The sequence below is a fragment of the Sphingomonas sp. BK036 genome, assembly GCF_004216825.1.
Lineage (GTDB): Bacteria > Pseudomonadota > Alphaproteobacteria > Sphingomonadales > Sphingomonadaceae > Sphingomonas.
In genome coordinates, this window is sequence record NZ_SGXR01000004.1 from 308,675 (window position 1) to 327,131 (window position 18,457).

The window sequence follows — 18,457 nt, forward strand, 5'->3', positions numbered from 1 at the left end:
ACGTCGTTCACTTGGTCACCGGAACTTTCAGGCCCGGATGCCGGGCGTAGAGCAATTTCTGCTGGAGGATGGTCAGGCAGTTCGACGTGATCCAGTAAACCTGGAGGCCGACCGCGAACGGCGCCATCACGAACATCAGCACCCATGGCAGCAGCGCAAAGACCTGCTTCTGCGTGTCGTCCATCGGCGTCGGGTTCAGCTTGAACTGGAAGTACATGCTGATGCCCAGAATGATCGGCACGACACCGATTGCGATGAAGTGCGGCGGCGTGAAGGCGAGGAGGCCGAACAGGTTGAGCGGCGTCAGCGGATCGGGCGCGGACAGATCCTTGATCCACGCGACGAACGGCTGGTGACGCATCTCGATCGTCAGCATCAGCACCTTGTACAGCGCGTACATGATCGGGATCTGGAGCAGCGTCGGGGCGCAGCCGGCGAGCGGATTGACGCCCTCGGCCTTGTACAGCGCCATCGTCTCCTGCTGCAGGCGGACCTTGTCGTCCTTGTGCTTGGCCTGGAGCGCCTTCATCTTCGGCTGGACGGCGCGCATCGCCGCCATCGACTTGAACTGGCGCTGCGCGATCGGGAACAGCAGCCCGCGGATCGTCACCGTCAGCAGGATGATCGCAACGCCGAAGTTGCCGATCATGCGGAACAGCCAGTCGAGATAATAGAAGATCGGCTTCTCGACGATCCGGAACCAGCCCCAGTCGATCGCATAGTCGAGCTTCGCCACGCCCTGCTGGTCGGTGTAGCGATCGAGCAGGCGGACTTCCTTGGCGCCCGCGAAGAAGCGCGAGACCTGCGTGATCGCCTGGCCCGGTGCGATCTGCTTGGGCTGGAGCGCGTAATCGGCCTGGTATGCCTTGTTCGCGCCGGCGCGGAACTGGCCGTCGAACGTCTGGCCTTGGTCGGGGATGATCGCGGTCAGCCAGTATTTGTCGGTAAAGCCGAGCCAGCCACCGGTCGTCGTGAACTTCTGCGCGGCCTCGTCGATGTCCTTGTAGTTTGGACGGTAATGCGCGCCGCCATTGTCGACCGACATCGGCCCGACATGGATCGTCATCGACGACGGATCCTTCGAGATACCGACCCGGTTGACCAAGCCATAGGTCGCGACGGGAACGGGCGCGGTGCCTGCGTTCAGGACGGTCTGGCGGACCGTGAACATGTAATCGCCATCGACCGCAATCTGGATACGGAAGCGCTGACCGGTGGCGTTGGTCGCGTCGAGCGTGACCGGCGTCGTTGGCGTCAGCGTGGTGGCGCCAGTGGGTGTCCAGACGGCGTCGGCGGCGGGCGGGGTCAGGCCCTGCGCACGCCAGCCGAAGCTCGCGAAATAGGCGTCGGGTGCGCCCGCGGGCGACAGCAGCCGGATCGGCGGCGAGTTCTTCGCGACCGTCTCGTCATAACCCTTGAGCACGAGATCGTCGATCCGCGCACCCTTCAGGTTGATCGAACCCGACACGCGTGGCGTCTCGATACGCAGGCGCGGCGTCTCGGCGATCACCGCGGCGCGATTGCGCACGGCAGCGGCGCCATCGGCGGCCGGATCGGCGGCGGGGTTCGCGACCGGCTTGGACTTGCCGTCCTCGATCCGGGTGACCGGCGGATTCGCGGTCGGGAAGAACTTGCCCTGGATCAGCGGCCATCCGAACAGGATCAGCGCCGCGATCACCGCGAACAGCACGAAATTCTGCTTGTCGTCTTTCACAGGGCGGCGTCTTTCAATTTCTCAGGCTTCAGCTCTGGGACTGGGTCGGGTCCATACCCGCCCCACGGATGGCAGCGTGCGATACGCTTTGCCGCCAACCAGCCCCCCTTGAGCGCGCCATAGCGCCCAACGGCCTCGATTGCATAGGCGGAACACGAAGGATCGTAGCGACAGCTCGACGGCAGGACGAGCGAAGGGCCAAGTTGCCAGCCGCGCGCGAGCAGGATGAGGAGGCGGGCTAGCATGTCAGCGCGGGCGTTCGTGCCCCCCATTGTGTCCCCGCGAAGGCGGGGATCCAGACTGGGCTCCCGCCTTCGCGGGAGAACAAGACGCGGGGGGAGGTGGCCCCGTGGGCACCACGCCGCTCATACCCTAGCACCACCCCGGCGGAGGCCAGGGTCCAGTTGGGAGACGTTGCTAACGGACGGCAGCGCGTCATTACGACCGCTTTTCCACCTGGGCCCCGGCCTTCGCCGGGGTGGTGTCGGGGGCGGCTTGCGGCGTTACCTTCCGGAATGCCTTGCCCAGCTCGGTCCGCAACAGCGCGTAATCGCGCTCGACCCCGCCGCTGCGCCCGATCAGCACATGATCAGCCCCCGCAACGCCGCGTTCCGCCAACAGCTCACGCGCCAGCGCCCGCAACCGCCGTTTCATGCGGTTCCGGACGACGGCGTTGCCGATCTTCTTGGTGACGGTGAAGCCGATTCGCATCGTGTCGTCACCGTCATCGCGGGGGCGCATGAGCAGGACGAATCCCGGCATCGGTGCACGCTTCCCCGCATTCGCCGCGAGAAAATCGCGGCGTTTGTCGAGTATGGTTAGGCCGACAGCTTCTTGCGACCGCGCGCGCGGCGTGCATGGATCACTGCCCGGCCGCCGACCGTCGCCATCCGTGCGCGGAAGCCGTGACGGCGTGCGCGTACCAGGTTGCTCGGCTGAAAGGTCCGCTTCATTGGTCATTCCCTAGGTCATCAAATAGAAAACGGCCGCCACGGGGACGGCCTTGATGGTGGGGCGCTTACGGAAACGGGGCGGGTAAGTCAATTCGCACCGGCCTTGGCCATGGCGCTTTTCGAGGCCTTGGCCCGCTCATGCCGCCGCATCGCGCTTTGTCGCCGCATCATGCGATCGACGAAATGCCCGGCGCGCGGCCAACGCCGCTTCAGCCGCGCCCATTTCAACCGCGCCCAGCGCGAATTGCGCAGGATCAGCACCATTCCGCCCGCGAACAGGAATATCCCCGCAGGTCCCGGCAGCGGCGCGAGAATTGGTGCGCTGAGGATCAGGAGCATGCCCAGCACCAACTGGCCGATACGCAGGATGGGAGAGCGGACGACGTTCACGGGAGGCATGTGGGTCCGGTGTATTAGGTTGGCAAGACGGTGTTTGGCCGCTGGTCCTTGCAGACAAGGCAAATCGGGTATGAATAAGGCGTGACGTCATAGTCGCGGGGGAGCGGGCATGGCGGCGATCGTAGCGACGGTGGCGTATCTCGGGCTGGAGGCCCGCGCGGTCGAGGTGCAAGTTCAACTGATTCCAGGACTTCCTGCGTTCAACGTGGTCGGGCTGGCGGACAAGGCGGTCGGCGAAAGCCGCGAGCGCGTGCGCGGCGCGATCGCCGGCATGGGGTTGTCGCTGCCGCCCAAGCGCATCGCGGTGAACCTGTCGCCCGCCGATCTTCCGAAAGAAGGATCGCATTTCGATCTTCCGATCGCGCTCGCGCTGCTGGCCGCGATGGGCGTTGTCGATGCCGAGGCGCTGGCCGATTACGTGATCGTCGGCGAACTCGGGCTCGACGCGCGGATCACCGCCTCGCCCGGCGTGTTGCTTGCCGCCCTGCACGCGTCCGAAGTGGGGAAGGGGCTAGTCTGTCCCGCCGCGCAAGGCTCGGAAGCGGCCTGGGCCGGCGAGATCGAGGTGATCGCCGCGCCCGACCTGCTGTCGTTGCTGAACCACTTCAAGGGACACGGTTTGCTCAGCCCGCCCAAGCCGGGGATTGCCGAGCATGCCGATCACGGCCCAGACCTGCGCCAGGTCAAAGGGCAGGAGACGGCCAAGCGCGCGCTCGAAATCGCCGCAGCGGGCGCGCACAACCTGCTGATGGTGGGTCCCCCGGGATCGGGCAAGTCGCTGATGGCATCGTGCCTCCCCGGTATCCTGCCCTCGCTCGACCCCGCCGAGGCGCTCGAAGTGTCCATGGTCCAGTCGGTCGCCGGCACGCTGACCGGCGGACGCCTGACGCGGACGCGGCCTTTCCGCGCCCCGCACCACTCCGCATCGATGGCGGCGCTCACCGGCGGCGGGCTCAAGGTGAAACCGGGTGAAGTCAGTCTCGCGCATCTCGGCGTGCTTTTCCTCGACGAACTCCCCGAGTTCCAGCGCGCCGTCCTCGATTCGCTTCGCCAGCCGCTCGAGACCGGCACCGTCAGCGTCGCCCGCGCCAACGCGCACGTCACCTTCCCGGCACGCGTCCAGCTGATCGCCGCGATGAACCCGTGTCGGTGCGGTCATCTCGGCGATGCGAGCCTGGCCTGCGCGAGAGCGCCCAAATGTGCGGCGGACTATCAGGCGAAGGTGTCGGGACCGTTGCTCGACCGGATCGACCTCCACATCGACGTCCAGGCGGTCAGCGCCGCCGACCTGATCCTCCCGCCACCCGGCGAAGGCTCGGCAGAGGTCGCCGTCCGCGTTGCCGCCGCCCGCGCGATCCAGTCCGACCGCTACCGCGACCACCCGGTTCGCACGAATGCGGAGGCGGATGGCGCCTTACTCGATGCCGTCGCCACGCCGGACGAAGCGGGTCGTCGACTGCTCGCGCAAGCCGCCGAAGCGATGCACCTGACTGCGCGCGGCTATACGCGCATCCTCCGCGTCGGCCGCACCATCGCCGACCTGGCTGGCAGCGAAACCGTCGCCCGACTCCACATCGCCGAAGCGCTCAGCTATCGTCGCCAGCCGCCGAGGAACTGAACCGACACGTTTTCCGATCAAGACCGCTTGCGGCGGACGAATGCTTCGTCTAGCCAACCCGCCGCTGCCCCTGTGGCGAAATTGGTAGACGCGACCGACTCAAAATCGGTTGCCGCAAGGCATGCTGGTTCGATTCCGGCCAGGGGCACCAACCGTTTATTGCGCGCAGCGGCGTATCGCAAATGCGAGCCGGTCTCTTACGCCACCTGACGTAAGCTCAGCCTCGTCATTTTCGCGTCCACAAATCGAGCCGGTACGACTCCGTCCGCTCCGCATGCTCGACCGTGACCGCATCACCCAGCGCGGCAAACATCGTGTCTACGGCGGCGTCGCCGGTTTGCGGATAGTCGGTTTCGCGTATCCAGTGGACCAGCAGGATCCGCCCGCCCGGCGAAACGCGAGTCTGCAACCACGCACCGGCGGCAGCGATATCGGCATCGCTCCAGTAATAGACGACCTCGGACATCAGGACGAGATCGAATGGCCCGGTCGCCGGCGTCTGTCTGGGAAAGGCGAGCCGCTCGAACCGGACCTGTGGCCGGTCTTTACACCGCGGGCGCGCATATCCGATCGCGCCTTCGGCAATATCGATCGCCAGCAGATCCGCGCACAACGGTGCCAGCCGATGCGTCAACACGCCATGCGCGCAGCCGATCTCGAGCGCGGCGGCGTAGCGGCGATCGTCGAGCACCGCGATCGTACGCGCGAACTTGCCCGCTTCATACGCGCTGCTGGCGAGCGACCAGGGGTCATCGTCCCCGGCAAAGATATCCTCGAAATAGCCGACGGCGAGGCTGGCGCCGTCTCGGGTGTCGTCAGCGGGCATCGGCAATTCCGGTCAGGTGGAGAATGTTATCGCCCGGCATCCGCCAGGCATCGCGCGCGAGGCGGAAGCCGGGTCCATAGGCATCCCCCGTCTGGCTGCGATGCGCCATGAGCGCATGACGACGCTGGCCGACCGGCATCGCCTGCGTGCGGAACGTCGTCCGGGCAGGCGGTACCGCCGGATCCGTCCAGACCCGGTAGTCGAACAGCGTAACGCTACGCCGGGCGGCACGGATCGCAGCGATGGCAACCGTCCGGCACGCCGTATGATCGCAATGCGGCTCGTCCGCACCCGTGACCGCGATCGCATCGACGCGGCGCGAGCGGATCAGCGCCGCGAGCCGGCGCATCGTCGCGTGCCACGCCGCGCTGCCGGGCTGATGCGGATGTGCATCGGGCCAGTCGAGGAACAGCGGTGGCGACGCATCGCAACCTGCCAGCCTTCGCACTGCCAGCGCCGCCTCGCGCCGTCGCACCCGCGCCAGCCACGCGCCACCCGCATCGTGCGATCCCGCGCCATCGGTAAGATAGACGACCCCAGCAAGCCGCTGCGCCGCCGCCGCCTGCGCGACCAGCGCACCCGCGCCCAGCGTCTCGTCATCGGCATGCGGCGCCAGCACCAGCCAGCGCACGCGCGCGAACCGGCTCGTCGCGAGCGGGCGGGGGATGGCTACCACAGCCGATCCTCGCCCCAGCAATCATGATCGATCCAGTCGCGCACCGCGGTATCGCGGACCTGGTCGGGGCCCGCCTGACGAAGATACAGGCTGAGATCGCGGATGATCTTGTCGACGCGCTGCCCCTCGAAGGTGCTGCGCGTGCCGATCAGCCGGGCGGCGTGTTCCATGACGTCCAGCCCTGCACGTTCGACCACCCCGCGCGTCATGCGGGCGAAGGCGGCGGCATCGGCATCCTCGCGCGCCGCGCGCATCGCCGCCTCGCGCACCCACAGCCCGGCGGTGCGCGTCGCGACGATCGCATGCCCGAACGCCGCGCGCGCGAACGGGTCGGACTGCGCCGCGCCCGACAGCGCGGCCCGCGTTTCGGCGAGCAACGCCTCGATCCCGCCGAGCTGGACCGCGGTGAACCGCCACGCGCCGGCAGTGAAGCGCGGCTCGCGATCATAATCGCCGGGCGCCCCGAGCAGCGCCTCGTCGTCGATCGGATAGCCGGTCAGGTCATAGGCGCCGCTCATGCTCGCGCGCATGCCGCGGACCCGCCACCCGCTGGCGTCGGTCCGCGACAGGTCATCGGCACCGACGATCGCCAGCCGGCGGTCGCCGCTCTCGGGCTGGACCGTGACGATCGCATAGCCGATCCCGCCCGCGCCGCTGGCAAAGCTCTTCGCGCCGTCGAGTGCGCGTCCGGCCGGCGTGTCGACCAGGGCAACGCCCGGTGCCGGTTCGGTCGCCCACACGCCAAACGCCGCGCCGCGATCGAGCGCGCCACGCAGCCAGTCCTTCTGCCGCGCGGTCGCATACCAGCCAAACAGCGCCATCGCGTTGACATGCCCCTCGAACAGGCGGCCGACGCTCAGGTCGCCGCGACCGACCCGGCGCAGCGCGTCGAACATCGCATGGTGACGGTCAGCGGCATCGGCAAACGCCTCGCCCCCCGACTCCACCGGCGCGAACCGGTGCAACAGCCCGGCCTCCACGAGCAGCGCGATGCTGTCGGCGGGGTGCGCGCGCTCGCGGTCATAGCGTTCACCGAGCCGGGCAAGCGCGCCGACCAGCGGATCTTCGAGTATCGTCGTCATCGTGTCGCTCATCCGCGCTCTCCATCGGCCAGGGCCAGCACATGCACGGCAAGGCGGGCTGCGCCGTCCGGATCGTCGAGCGCCGCCTGCGCCGCAGGATCGCGCCGTTCTACAAGCGCGAGCAGGCTTGGCCAGTCCGCCGTCCCGGCATCCTCGCACACCAATGCCGCGCCCGTTGCGGCGAGCTGTCGAGCCTTAGATCGCTGCTCGTCGAACGGCCGATCCTCGGGCAGGCAGACGAACGGCCGGCGTGCTGCGAGCACCGCGCCGACCACGCCGTCGCCAGCGCTGCCGACGACGATGCCCGCGCCTGCCATCTGCGCCGCCGCGTCGTCGACCCAGCCGAGCACCTCGAGATTGGGCGGTGCGTCCGGAAGCGGCGCGCAGTCGCCGATGATCCGCCACGTCCGGTCAGGCGTCGCGCGCGCCGCACGGGCCCAGGCCGCACCCTCGATCGCTGCGCCGCCCCGGCCGCCGACGACCAGCACCGATGCTGGATCGACCGTGGCGGCGTTGCTCCGGTGGACCAGTCCGGGGGCGTAAAAAGTCTTTCGGCGAGCCCAGTCCGGCGTCGCGGGATCGTCGAGCGTTTCGGCAAAAGGTGCGATCAGCGCGGTCGCAGCGCGAAACGCCTCGACATGCGGCGTGTCGTCGCGGCGGCCTCCGAGCCGCACGCAGATCGTCGGGACCGATGCGAGCCGCGCGAGCATGGCGATCTCGCACGATACGTCGACGATCATCAGTGCAGGGCGATGTTCTGCGATCCAGTCCGTGATCGCGGCGACCCTGTGCCGGATCCCGTCATGATCGAGCGGTGCGTAATGCAGCGCCGTTGGCCGCTCCGCCGCGCCGTCGCGGCCATCGAACCCGGGAGCGAGCCGATCGTCGGGAAGATCGAGATAGGGACGCACGCCGGTCCGCCCGGCGATGTTCGTCCCGATCAGCGTGATGCGCCCGTCGGCATGATCCGCGATCGCCGACGCACGCGCGGCGTGTCCGGCACCTTGGTGATGGACGTAATAGCCGATCGGACGCCGGGTCATGACGGGGTGGGCGCTGCTACCCGCAGGCGCGAGACGTCATGCTCTGGCGGGGACGCGGGCAGCGGCATGTCGGCAGGCATTGGCGGCAGAACCGCTTCTCGTGCCAGCATCTCCGCCAAGCCGTACGCGGTCCGTGTCGCGTGCCGCCAGAGCGCCCGAGCACGCCAATGTTCGAAAGCCGGCACGTAGGGATCGACACCGCGATCAACCGTCGCAGCAAGCTCGGCCATCGCGATCGCCATGCCCCCGGCAGCCCGGCCTTCGGTCCGCGCAGAGACCCGCGTCCATACCGACGGTGGGTGAACGAGCCGTCCGCCCGCCGCGACCGCGTTGATCACCATCGATCGGTCCTCGCCCGAGGCAATCGACGGAACCCCGCCGATCGCGCCATACAAGCCGGCGTCGATCGCGATGCTGGCGCCGGTATGGTCGCCGTGACGCGGCGGCGGGTCGTGCGGCGCGGGATCGCTCGCGTCCTCGATCGCGCGCACCGCAGCCCAGTAGAGATCGAACCGGTCGCGCATCCGTGCGATCGCCGGATCGATCGGTTCGGCATCGTCCAGGATGATCCGTCCCCCGACGATATCGGCCCCCGTACCGATCGCGGCGAGGTTGGCGGCGATCCACTCGGCGGGGGGACGGCAATCCGCGTCGGTCGAGATCAGTACGCCGTTACCACCTGCCGCGCTGCTGACGTGGCGATACCCCATCTCCATCGCTCGGCCGCGTGCGCCGCCGGCATGCGCCAAGGGTGGGGGGAGGGTGCAAGCGTCCACCAAGATGTCCAGTCGCGCGGCATGGCGGCGTGCAACCTGCGCCAAGACCGCAACGCTGTCGTCGTCGCTGTTGTTGATGCATACGGCGACTGAGATGCGCCCGTCGATCGTCTGCGCGGCGAGCGCGTCGAGCAGGACCGGCAGGCGCGCACTCTCGTTGCGTGCCGGCACGCAGACGCAGAACGGCACCCCGTTCACAGCGATCGTGCGCTGCGCGGCGCGGATCTGCCCGCGGCCAGTGCTGGCCACATCGGCGTAGCGAGGTTCACGCCAGCGTCGTGCGCGCACATCTCTTCGTACAGCGTCTCATAGCCGTCGATCATCGTTTCAGCGTCGCAGATCGCCACCGCGCGTGCGCGACTGTCCGATCGGTCGAGCAGCAGCGCGCGCCGCGCGGCATCGGCCAGCGAGTCGACGTCGTCGGGAGTCGCCAGCACGCCGCTGCGCGCATCTAGCAGGCTGGGGATCGCACCACGCGCAAAGGCCGCGACCGGCGTCCCGCACGCCAGCGCCTCGGCAACGACCAGCCCATACGGCTCGTCCCAGCACGGTGTGCACAGGAACGCCCGTGCACCGCCGATCAGCAACGACAACGCGCCATGATCGAGATGGCCGACATACCGCACCGCCTCGCCCAGATGCGGTGCGACCTGCGCGGCGTAATAGGCCGGATCGGAGATCGGACCCGCGATCCGCAGCGGAAGCCCGACGCGCTGCGCCGCCGCGATCGCGAGATGAAGTCCCTTTTCTGGGACGATGCGCCCATACCAGACCAGATACCGGTCGGCGTCGGGCACGGCACGATAGGGAAACCGGTCGAGATCGATGCCGTTGCCGACGACGCGGTCGATGGGGACGATCGGCGACCACATCGCGCGGATCGCTTCCGATACCGCGACGAACCGGGTCGCCTCAGCCCGGCACAGCCGGATGCCGCTCTCCAGCCAGCAGAAGGGCGGGGTGTGCAGTGTCGTGACCATCGGCATCGGCAGCGTATCCGCCATCGCGACGGGCAGGTAATGCAGGGAGTTGTTGTGGACGATATCGAACCCACCGCGGCGCAGTTCGGACATCAGCCGCAGATAGGCGTGGTGTTCGCGGAAGAACGCGATGTCGGTCGCCTCCGCAACACCGGTCGCCATCAGCGCGGTCTCGTCGCAGATTGCGGTCAATCCAGTGGCGGGATCCGAGCGCGTCGACGCGAACAGGACGACGTCATGCCCGCGTGCGCGCAGTCTCGTGGCGAGAAGATGCGTGTGCATCTCGAGCCCTCCCGCAAACGGCTCGACGATCGCGTGCTTGAGATGAGAGATAATCGCGATACGCATGATCGAGCCCGGAACATCCGTAAAATGGTTCAGGGGTCGTAACGACCCTGCGCCCGTATAGGGTCCATCTAGAGTTCGTGAATCGCGCTGATGAGGATCAATAGATCGCCTATACTATAGCTTGTACCTCGGTGTGGCGCGAATTGCGCGCGGTGTTCTGCGGACCGCAGCCCTTGTCTACGCTACGAGCGCCGCGAACGCTCAGCAATGCGGGGCGTCGGGTCGATCGGTCAGCGCCGTGCCATCGAGGCCGCCGAGCCCGTCATCGCCTTCGGCGAGTTCGATCGCATGCTGAAGATGGCAGGCCGCAAGCTCCACACGATCGCGGTCGAGCAGCGCAAGCGCCATCTTCATCAATACAACGGCAGTGTCCGAACGAATTGGCATAATCTATGTTAAGATAGGCAATGTGTCGAAGCAAGCGAAAGTCGAAGGCTAAGTCAATAACTTTGCTACAAAAACAACCGCCATCCGTTAGATAATCACGCTAGGCCTACACTCCTCGCCGGACGCGATCAGAACCAGCCCCTGATCCCCACCGCAACCGCCAGGCCGCCGGTATCGCGATCCCCGGAACGCTCACGCCTTGCCCGCGAATAGCGCGCAGTGGCGGTGTTCGCATGCGTGTAGGACAGCCCGACATAGGGCGCGAATTCCCGCGCAAACTCATAGCGCAGGCGCAGGCCGAGTTCGGTGCTCGACAGGCCCGCACCGATCCGGCTGGCGGGCACGTCCTGCGCGGCGAGGTTGAGTTCGACGCGGGGCTGGAGAACGAGGCGCTGCGTGATGCGCTGGTCGTACCAGGCCTCGGCGCGCGCGAGCACGTCGCCTGTGTTCGAGAGGAAGACGCTGCCCTCGACGTCGAACCAATAGGGGGCGAGCCCCTCGACGCCGACGACCGCATAGGTGCGTTTGGCGCCCGACCCCAGATCCTGGCGGACGCCGGCCTGGAGGTTCCAATAGGGGTCTATCGCTTTGGCATACAAAGCCTGCACCTCTGCGGACTCGATGCTGCGGCCAAAATCGCCTTCGCCCTCGCTCTTGACGACGAGGCGGTGGATGTCGCCGCCGAACCAGCCCTCGCCGTCCCAGCGATAGCCGTCGCGGCCGTTGCGCACCTGAACCTCGGCGAGGTTGAACAGGATCTGGCTGAACCGCATGCCGCCATGCTCGTCGCGCATCGCCCGGTTCGCGGCGGCCATCGTCGCAGGGTCGTAGAAGCGCGCCGCCGCGAGTGTCGTCGGCGGCGCGGGCGGCGGCGCGTTGCCCGCCGGCTGATCGGTTCCAACGGGCGTCGTCGGATCCTGGCCGGGCGCCGGCGAGAGGGTGCAATGGCCCATCGCCGCGTGTTCCGAGGGACACGCGGCCGCGCTGGGCATCGTCATCCCGGGTTCCATACCGGGCATCGCCATACCGGGCATCGCAGCGTGGGACTCCTGCATGACCGGTTGCTCGGGCGACGACGCGCGCTTGGTCGGGGCTGCGACGGCCGGTGGTTTGCGGGTCGGCCTTCGCACGGCGCGCGACTTGGCCCTGGCAGGCTTCTTGGCAGCAGGCTTTTTCGCGGCGGGCGTGGCAGGCATAGCCATGCCGGGCATGTGCATGCCGTGCATGTCGTGCATCTGCGCCGCAGCGGGATCGGCGACGAACACCGCGCCGCCGGTCATCAGCACGGCGAGCGCCCGGGTCGCGCGGATCATGCCTCGGCTCCCGTCTCGCCGGCAGGACGGACGGTGACGACCTGCATCATCCCCGCATGCATGTGGTAGAGCATGTGGCAGTGGAACGCCCAGTCGCCGACCGCATCCGCAGTGAGATCGAACGTCGCGGTGCCGCCGGGGGCGACGTTGATCGTATGCTTGCGCGGCGCGTGATCGCGATGCCCGGTCACGAGTTCGAAGAAATGCCCGTGGAGATGGATCGGGTGCGCCATCATCGTATCGTTGACCAGCGTCACGCGGACTCGCTCGCCCTGTCGAAACGGGATCGGCGCCGTGACCTCGTTCAGCTTCACCCCGTCGAACGCCCACATATAGCGCTCCATGTTGCCCGTGAGGTGGATCCGCATCTGCCGCGACGGCGCCCGCAGATCGGGATTGCGATCGAGCGCGACGAGATCGCGATAGACCAGCACCTTGTACCCCGCCTCCTGGCCGATATCGGCGAGCCCCTGGGGCGGCTCGCCCGTCCGATCCGTCGGCATCGGCGAGACGGTCTGCACCGTCGGGGTTTTGGGCAGCTCGGGCGCGTTGGCGAAGTCGCGCATCGAGTGACTCATGGCCTTCCCGTCGTGAGTCATCCCGGCGCCACCGTGATCGATACCGGGCATGTCATGCTGCATCCCCGCCATGTCGCCGGACGAGGCGGCAGGCTTGCAATGTCCCATCGCGGCATGCTCGGGCGGGCAGGCGGCGGACGCTGCAGGCATGTCATGGCCCATGCCGCTCATGCCCCCCATACCCATGTCCTTTATCGTCGCCAGCGGGCGTTTGCGCAGCGCAGGCAACGGCGCGACCATGCCCGCGGAGGGCGCAAGCGTCGCGCGGGCCATCCCCGATCGGTCCCACGCCTCTGCGACCAGGCTGTAGGCGCGCGCGTCGGGTTCGACGATCACGTCATAGGTTTCGGCGACCGCGATCTGGAACTCGTCGACCGCGACCGGCCGGACATTCAGCCCGTCCGCCTGGACGATCGTCAGCTTCAGCCCGGGGATGCGGACGTTGAAGGTCGTCATCGCCGATGCGTTGACGATCCGCAGCCGCACGCGTTCGCGCGGCTGGAACAGCGCGGTCCAGTTGTCCCCAGGCCCGTGGCCGTTGACGAGATAGGTGTAGGTCGATCCGGTCACGTCGGACACGTCGGTCGGGTCCATCCGCATCCCGCCCCACATCAGCCGATCGCCGAGCGGCTGATCCTTGCCCGATACGAGCCCGGCCAGCGTCTGTTTCTGATAGTTGAAATAGCCGCCCTGCTGCTTCAGCTTCTGGAAGATCCGGTGCGGGTGCATCGGGCTATGGTCCGACAGCACGACGACATGCTCGCGGTCCGAGGCGATTGGATCGACGCCCGCCGGATCGATCACGATCGGGCCGTAATGCCCCATCTGCTCCTGCAGGCCCGAATGGCTGTGATACCAATAGGTCCCCGCCTGGATCACCGGAAATTCATAGGTGAAGGTCGATCGTGCGGCGATGCCGGGAAAGCTGATCCCCGGCACGCCATCCATCTGGAACGGCACCAGCAGGCCGTGCCAATGGATCGACGTATCTTCGTCGAGATCGTTGGTCACCGACAGCCGCGCGGTCTGGCCCTGTCTGAGCCGGATCAGCGGCGCCGGCGTCGTGCCGTTGATGCCGATCGCATGGCTGGGCTTGCCGTCGATCATCATCATCCGGTGTGCGACGCGCAGCGCGATGTCGGGCCCCGACACGGTCGGCAGCGGCGCCACAATCCCCGCCGACACCGGTTGCGCCCAAGCGGGCAGCCACGGGATCGTCGCGGCGCTCCCGACAAGGCCGCCGGTAAGGCCGACATCGCGCAGGAAATGGCGGCGGGTCATTCGGGTCATGCATATCCTCGGGGCCGAAACGCGCAGGCGCGCTATCGTCCATACGCACGACGCTACGGGATCCCTCGGCTTCAGTCGTTATTTTCGAGCATCGCGCCCAGCGCGTGGCGGGCACGGCGCACGCGCGTCTCGATCGTCTTCACGCTGACCCCCAGCGCCTCGGCCGCCTCGGCCTGGCTGAGCGCATCGATCGTACACAGCAGCAGCGGTTCGCGCAGCGCTGCAGGCAGTCGCGCGATCGCGGCAAGCGTCTGCGTCAGCGCATCGCGGTCGACTGCCTGCGTCTCCACGCTGGCGGCGGGATCGGCGACCTGGTCTCGCGTTTCGTTCGGCAGCACCCAGGCCAGCGCCCGGCGAACGCGGCGGCGGCGGTGCCAGTCGCGGCATTTGTTGATCGCGATCCGCGCGAGCCAGGCGCGCAGTGAGCGATCGACGTCGAACCGTGCCAGCGCCGCGTGCGCCGCCACGAACGTCTCCTGCAGCAGATCGAACGCGTCCTCCGCATCGCCGGTCTGCGAGATGATCAGCCGATAGAGCGGCTGTTTGTGCCGGCGCATCAGCGCGGCGAACGCGGCCTGTCCGCCGGAACGGTGGAGCGCGACCAGATCGGCATCGGTGCGGTCGTCGAGCGGCGCGCTCACGATGCCGGGGTCAGCGCCCGTACGACGAGCCGGTCGAACGCCGCAGTCTGATCGGGACGAAGCAGCCGCCGCATCGCGAAGACGTGCGCGAGCGTCGCCTTTTGCAGCGCGCCCATCGTCCGATGCGCGCGATCGACCGCGGCGGCGACGGCCGGGCCATCGTCATGCTCGCGCGCGATCGCCGCGGCAAGCGCGGCATTGTCGCTGCGCATATGCGCCTCGAGCGTCGCCCGCTCGACCGCGAACTGCGTCTCGAGCGAATCGAGCTGCGCTTCCTGCCGGGGATCGAGCGCGATCTCACGGTGAAGCAGCGCGTGGAGCTCGGTGCCGTGCGGTGCGCGCGGCATCATGATCCACGCACCGAGCAGGACTCCCGCGGTTCCGGCGAGAAACGCCAGCGCGATGGTCCAGAGCGTGCGCCGCCGGGTCGACATCATCGGCCGAGCAGCAATGTGGAGGGGGCGAGCGGCGTATCGATGCCGAAGGGGCCCGCCGCTTGTGCCGCGGCGTGCGCGGGGGCGGTGCTGCCTGCCAGCGTCGCGCCGCCGACGACGCCGGTCGCCAGCGCCACGCCGACTGACCAGATGCTGATCGCGCGGCCTGTGGCACGGTTGCGGGCGTTCTCGGCGATCGTCGCAAAGACCTCGGCCTCCAGCGTCGCGAGATCGGGTATCGGGCGCTGCGCCAGCCGGCCTAGTTGATCGTCGACATCATGTGCCATTGCACGCCCTTTCCTGCTGCACAGCCACCATACGCACGCGACCGACCATACCCTCATCGATTTTTGCGGGGAGGGGGGGGCGATCAGCCCAGCATGCCGGCATAGGTCTGCGGCGGAAGCGGGAGTATCGCGCGCGCTGCCACGCCGCCTGCTACCACCAGCAGCAGCGCGGCGATGCCGGCGCGGGCGACGCGCCGGGGCGCGGGACGATCGGACAGCAGGACGCTTGCCACCGCGGTCGCGATCATCGGCCACAGGTGATAGCGCAGGTCTGACGCGATGCTCAGGACCGCGAAACTGGCCTCCAGCGCGAGCGCGGAGACCAGCAGTGCGGTGGCGATGTCGCGCGCTGGCCCGCGTGGCCGCGACAGTGCGGCGGCCAGCGCGGCGATCGCAACGACGATCCAGGCGATCGGCCAGCCCAACGGCGTCTCGACGATCGCGGCGGTGAGGCTTTCCCAGGCGCGCGCGGCCGCGTTGGGGTTGGCGAGGCCGAGCGTATTGGGTTCGGACGCGGCCGACGGCGCGGCGCTGGGCCAGCGGAACGGGACGAGCCAGCGATCGGTCGAATTGAGATGCGCCATGCGGTGCCCGGCATAGGCGATCGGATGATGCAGCGCCGCGGACGCGAGCGTGACGTACAGCGTCGCGGTGGGCAGTGCCCTCAGCCGTGCCATCGTCGTGCCGCAATGCGCGTCGTCGCCGAGCGGATCCCAGAAGAACGGCGTCGCGCAACGGCGTGAACGCACGGTCGCCGCCTCCGGGCCGGTCAGGCCGGTGGTGTCGCTGTCGGGTGCACGCGCGGCGATCCCGGCGAGATCGTAGAGCGCCTGTGTCGCCTCCACCCCGCTGCGCTGCGCGTGGAGCAGCTGGTGGTTGACGATCGGCGCGATGCCCAGGACTAAGACGATTCCGGCAAGCGCGCTCGCGAGCTTGGCGAGCGGATGCGCGGGGCGGGGCGCGAGGGTAACGACGAGCGGCACGACGATGAACACCGCGTTCGCGCGGACGAGCACCGCATACCCAAGCAGCAGCGTCACCGGAATCCACATCGCGCGGGGGAGCGGCCGGCCCGGGAGGCGCCACCAGCCGATAATCCCGACCGCCGCGAGCAGCGCGCCGGCGAGTTGCGCGTCCTTGAGGACCACGCCCTGCCAGCCGAGGAAGGGCGGGAGCAGGCCGATGACGAGGATCGCGGCGGCGCTCCGCTGTCGCCCGACGCGCGCGAGCGCGGTGGCGAGAAGCCCGAGGCCGAGCCAGTAGGTGACGAGTTGCAGGACGAGCATCGGCGTCGCACCGGGGCCGAACGGTGCCAGCAACGCCCAGACTCGCGCCATCGCCGGCGGATGCCAGTCGTCGTACACGCCCGTCAGCACCTGTTGGTATTGCGTGACGGTGTCGTACATCGCGGTGCCCGGCCAGAAGAGCGCGAGCGAGGCGAGGCACAGCGCGGCGGCGGCGATGAAAGTTAAGCGGGCCAAGGCGCGCGGTGGAGGGTCGATCGACATTCGCAGGTCTCGCACCGGTGACTTACAGGCCGCGAGACTCCGAGCACCGGACCCCGCGGCAGGTGCGACCCTTTGAAGAGCGATGCGCCGGGGTCAAGGGCGATAGGGCCGAAACGGGATGGTTCGTCCGGTCAGGTCGGCCGGTTGCGGGCGAAGTGACGGATGCCGACCCTCCCCCTCGCGGGGGAGGATCGTGCGATCAGTAGTGGATCGAACGGCCGTACGCGCCGAGCACGCTCTCGTGCATCATCTCGCTGAGTGTTGGGTGCGCGAACACCGTCTCCATCAGTTCGGCCTCGGTCGTCTCGAGCTGGCGCGCGACGACATAGCCCTGGATCAGCTCGGTGACTTCCGCGCCGACCATGTGCGCGCCGAGCAGCTCGCCGGTCTTCGCGTCGAACACCGTCTTCACGAAACCCTCGGCCTCGCCGAGCGCGATCGCCTTGCCGTTGCCGATGAACGGGAACTTGCCGACCTTCAGCTCATACCCGGCTTCCTTGGCCTTCGCCTCGGTCATGCCGACACTCGCGACCTGCGGGCGCGAATAGGTGCAGCCGGGAATGTTGGCCTTGTCCATCTGGTGCGGCGACCCGCCCGCGATCTTCTCGACCGCGATGATGCCCTCATGGCTGGCCTTGTGCGCGAGCCACGGTGCGCCGGTGACGTCGCCGATCGCCCAGATGCCATCGACATTGGTGCGGCCATAGCCGTCGGTCTTGATGTGACCGCGGTCGGTCTCGACGCCGAGCGCCTCCAGCCCAATATTCTCGGTGTTGGGGACGATGCCGATCGCGACGATCGCGTGGCTGAACGTCTCTTCCGTGACCTTGCCGTCCTTGTGCTTAATCTTCGCGGTGACGCCGTTGCCCGATGGCGCCAGACCTTCGAGGCCGGTGCCGGTCAGCAGCTTGATGCCCTGCTTGGTCAGCGCCTTGTCCATGAACGCGGAGACTTCCTCGTCCTCGACCGGCAGGATCCGCGGGAGCATTTCGACGATCGTCACGTCGGCGCCCATGTCATTGTAGAAGCTCGCGAATTCGACACCGATCGCGCCCGATCCGATGACCAGCAGCTTAGTCGGCATCTCGGTCGGCACCATCGCGTGACGATAGGTCCAGATCGTCTTGCCGTCAGCCTTGGCGAACGGCAGGTCGCGCGCGCGGGCACCGGTCGCGACGATGATGGTCTTGGCTTCGAGCTCGACGGTCTTGTCGCCCTGCTTGACGCTCAGCTTGCCCTTGGCCGTGACGGTGCCGACGCCCTCGACGACCGTCACCTTGTTCTTCTTCATCAGGCCCTTGACGCCCGCGTTCAGCTGGCCCGCGACCTTGCGCGACCGGTCAACGACCTTGGCGAGATCGAAGCCGATGTTGTCCGCCTTGAGACCATAGCTCTCGGCATTCTGCATATAGTGATAGATTTCCGACGTGCGCAGCAGCGCCTTGGTCGGGATGCAGCCCCAGTTGAGGCAGATGCCGCCCAGGCGCTCGCGCTCGACGATCGCGACCTTCAGGCCGAGTTGCGACGCGCGGATCGCGGCGACGTACCCGCCGGGGCCCGAGCCGAGGATGACGAGATCATAGGTATCAGCCACGGTAGAGTCC

Annotated in this window: 20 protein-coding genes and 1 tRNA gene; 2 read left to right on the forward strand and 19 right to left on the reverse strand. The window is 67.9% G+C overall.

All coding sequences use genetic code 11. From position 1 onward, the window contains the following. Positions 1-7: 7 nt before the first annotated feature. From yidC to EV283_RS08505, 5 genes are all read right to left on the reverse strand, one after another. A complete protein-coding gene (gene yidC, locus EV283_RS08485) occupies positions 8-1,714 on the reverse strand; it encodes a membrane protein insertase YidC (RefSeq protein WP_130324412.1) in 1,707 nt (568 codons plus the stop codon). Continuing rightward, the gene (gene yidD, locus EV283_RS08490) at positions 1,711-1,959 is read right to left on the reverse strand and encodes a membrane protein insertion efficiency factor YidD (RefSeq protein ID WP_093399430.1); all 249 of its coding nucleotides are present in this window, start codon (positions 1,957-1,959) and stop codon (positions 1,711-1,713) included. The genes yidC and yidD overlap by 4 nt, the downstream gene beginning before the upstream one ends. Positions 1,960-2,152: 193 nt before the next feature. Continuing rightward, positions 2,153-2,476 (reverse strand): ribonuclease P protein component, encoded by a 324-nt coding sequence (gene rnpA / locus EV283_RS08495; protein ID WP_242615871.1) that lies wholly within the window; start codon positions 2,474-2,476, stop codon positions 2,153-2,155. A 56-nt stretch (positions 2,477-2,532) separates the two neighbouring features. Beyond that, the gene (rpmH, locus tag EV283_RS08500; RefSeq protein ID WP_031393806.1) at positions 2,533-2,667 is read right to left on the reverse strand and encodes a 50S ribosomal protein L34; all 135 of its coding nucleotides are present in this window, start codon (positions 2,665-2,667) and stop codon (positions 2,533-2,535) included. 87 nt (positions 2,668-2,754) lie between these two features. Next, positions 2,755-3,066 (reverse strand): hypothetical protein, encoded by a 312-nt coding sequence (locus EV283_RS08505; protein ID WP_130324414.1) that lies wholly within the window; start codon positions 3,064-3,066, stop codon positions 2,755-2,757. Positions 3,067-3,175: 109 nt separating this feature from the next. On the opposite strand from EV283_RS08505, the gene EV283_RS08510 reads away from it, so the two are divergent. After that, positions 3,176-4,684 (forward strand): YifB family Mg chelatase-like AAA ATPase, encoded by a 1,509-nt coding sequence (locus EV283_RS08510; RefSeq protein ID WP_130324416.1) that lies wholly within the window; start codon positions 3,176-3,178, stop codon positions 4,682-4,684. Between the two features lie 66 nt (positions 4,685-4,750). Next, positions 4,751-4,835: transfer RNA gene (locus tag EV283_RS08515), tRNA-Leu, on the forward strand. Positions 4,836-4,910: 75 nt separating this feature from the next. On the opposite strand, the gene EV283_RS08520 is transcribed toward EV283_RS08515, so the two are convergent. The 14 genes from EV283_RS08520 to lpdA form a co-directional block, all read right to left on the reverse strand. After that, complete coding sequence (locus EV283_RS08520; RefSeq protein ID WP_130324418.1) at positions 4,911-5,510, reverse strand: SAM-dependent methyltransferase; 600 nt, start codon at positions 5,508-5,510, stop codon at positions 4,911-4,913. Further along, on the reverse strand, positions 5,500-6,186 hold the full coding sequence (locus EV283_RS08525) for a PIG-L family deacetylase (protein WP_242615872.1): 687 nt from the start codon (positions 6,184-6,186) through the stop codon (positions 5,500-5,502). Before EV283_RS08525 ends, EV283_RS08520 begins: the two co-directional genes overlap by 11 nt. Beyond that, a complete protein-coding gene (locus tag EV283_RS08530) occupies positions 6,180-7,280 on the reverse strand; it encodes an acyl-CoA dehydrogenase family protein (RefSeq protein ID WP_130324420.1) in 1,101 nt (366 codons plus the stop codon). Before EV283_RS08530 ends, EV283_RS08525 begins: the two co-directional genes overlap by 7 nt. Continuing rightward, positions 7,277-8,311, reverse strand: coding sequence for a glycosyltransferase (locus EV283_RS08535; RefSeq protein WP_130324422.1), 1,035 nt, complete (start codon positions 8,309-8,311; stop codon positions 7,277-7,279). Before EV283_RS08535 ends, EV283_RS08530 begins: the two co-directional genes overlap by 4 nt. Beyond that, positions 8,308-9,336 (reverse strand): glycosyltransferase family A protein, encoded by a 1,029-nt coding sequence (locus EV283_RS08540; protein WP_242615873.1) that lies wholly within the window; start codon positions 9,334-9,336, stop codon positions 8,308-8,310. Before EV283_RS08540 ends, EV283_RS08535 begins: the two co-directional genes overlap by 4 nt. Further along, positions 9,282-10,415 (reverse strand): glycosyltransferase, encoded by a 1,134-nt coding sequence (locus tag EV283_RS08545; protein ID WP_130324424.1) that lies wholly within the window; start codon positions 10,413-10,415, stop codon positions 9,282-9,284. Before EV283_RS08545 ends, EV283_RS08540 begins: the two co-directional genes overlap by 55 nt. 201 nt (positions 10,416-10,616) lie before the next feature. Continuing rightward, positions 10,617-10,769, reverse strand: a complete 153-nt coding sequence (locus EV283_RS19105; protein ID WP_165391726.1) for a hypothetical protein — start codon at positions 10,767-10,769, stop codon at positions 10,617-10,619. Positions 10,770-10,930: 161 nt separating this feature from the next. After that, positions 10,931-12,115 carry a copper resistance protein B gene (locus EV283_RS08550; protein WP_242615874.1) on the reverse strand — a complete coding sequence of 395 codons (1,185 nt, stop codon included), beginning with the start codon at positions 12,113-12,115 and terminating at the stop codon, positions 10,931-10,933. Then, the gene (locus tag EV283_RS08555) at positions 12,112-13,974 is read right to left on the reverse strand and encodes a copper resistance system multicopper oxidase (RefSeq protein WP_130325067.1); all 1,863 of its coding nucleotides are present in this window, start codon (positions 13,972-13,974) and stop codon (positions 12,112-12,114) included. The genes EV283_RS08550 and EV283_RS08555 overlap by 4 nt, the downstream gene beginning before the upstream one ends. Before the next feature lie 80 nt (positions 13,975-14,054). Further along, the gene (locus EV283_RS08560; RefSeq protein ID WP_130324426.1) at positions 14,055-14,624 is read right to left on the reverse strand and encodes an RNA polymerase sigma factor; all 570 of its coding nucleotides are present in this window, start codon (positions 14,622-14,624) and stop codon (positions 14,055-14,057) included. Further along, a complete protein-coding gene (locus EV283_RS08565; RefSeq protein WP_130325069.1) occupies positions 14,621-15,058 on the reverse strand; it encodes a periplasmic heavy metal sensor in 438 nt (145 codons plus the stop codon). Before EV283_RS08565 ends, EV283_RS08560 begins: the two co-directional genes overlap by 4 nt. After that, complete coding sequence (locus EV283_RS08570) at positions 15,058-15,345, reverse strand: hypothetical protein (RefSeq protein WP_130324428.1); 288 nt, start codon at positions 15,343-15,345, stop codon at positions 15,058-15,060. The genes EV283_RS08565 and EV283_RS08570 overlap by 1 nt, the downstream gene beginning before the upstream one ends. A gap of 83 nt (positions 15,346-15,428) precedes the next feature. Continuing rightward, positions 15,429-16,826 (reverse strand): hypothetical protein, encoded by a 1,398-nt coding sequence (locus EV283_RS08575; protein ID WP_242615875.1) that lies wholly within the window; start codon positions 16,824-16,826, stop codon positions 15,429-15,431. A 226-nt stretch (positions 16,827-17,052) separates the two neighbouring features. Next, entirely contained in the window at positions 17,053-18,447 is a 1,395-nt protein-coding gene (lpdA, locus tag EV283_RS08580) for a dihydrolipoyl dehydrogenase (protein ID WP_130324432.1), read from the reverse strand. Positions 18,448-18,457 lie beyond the last annotated feature (10 nt).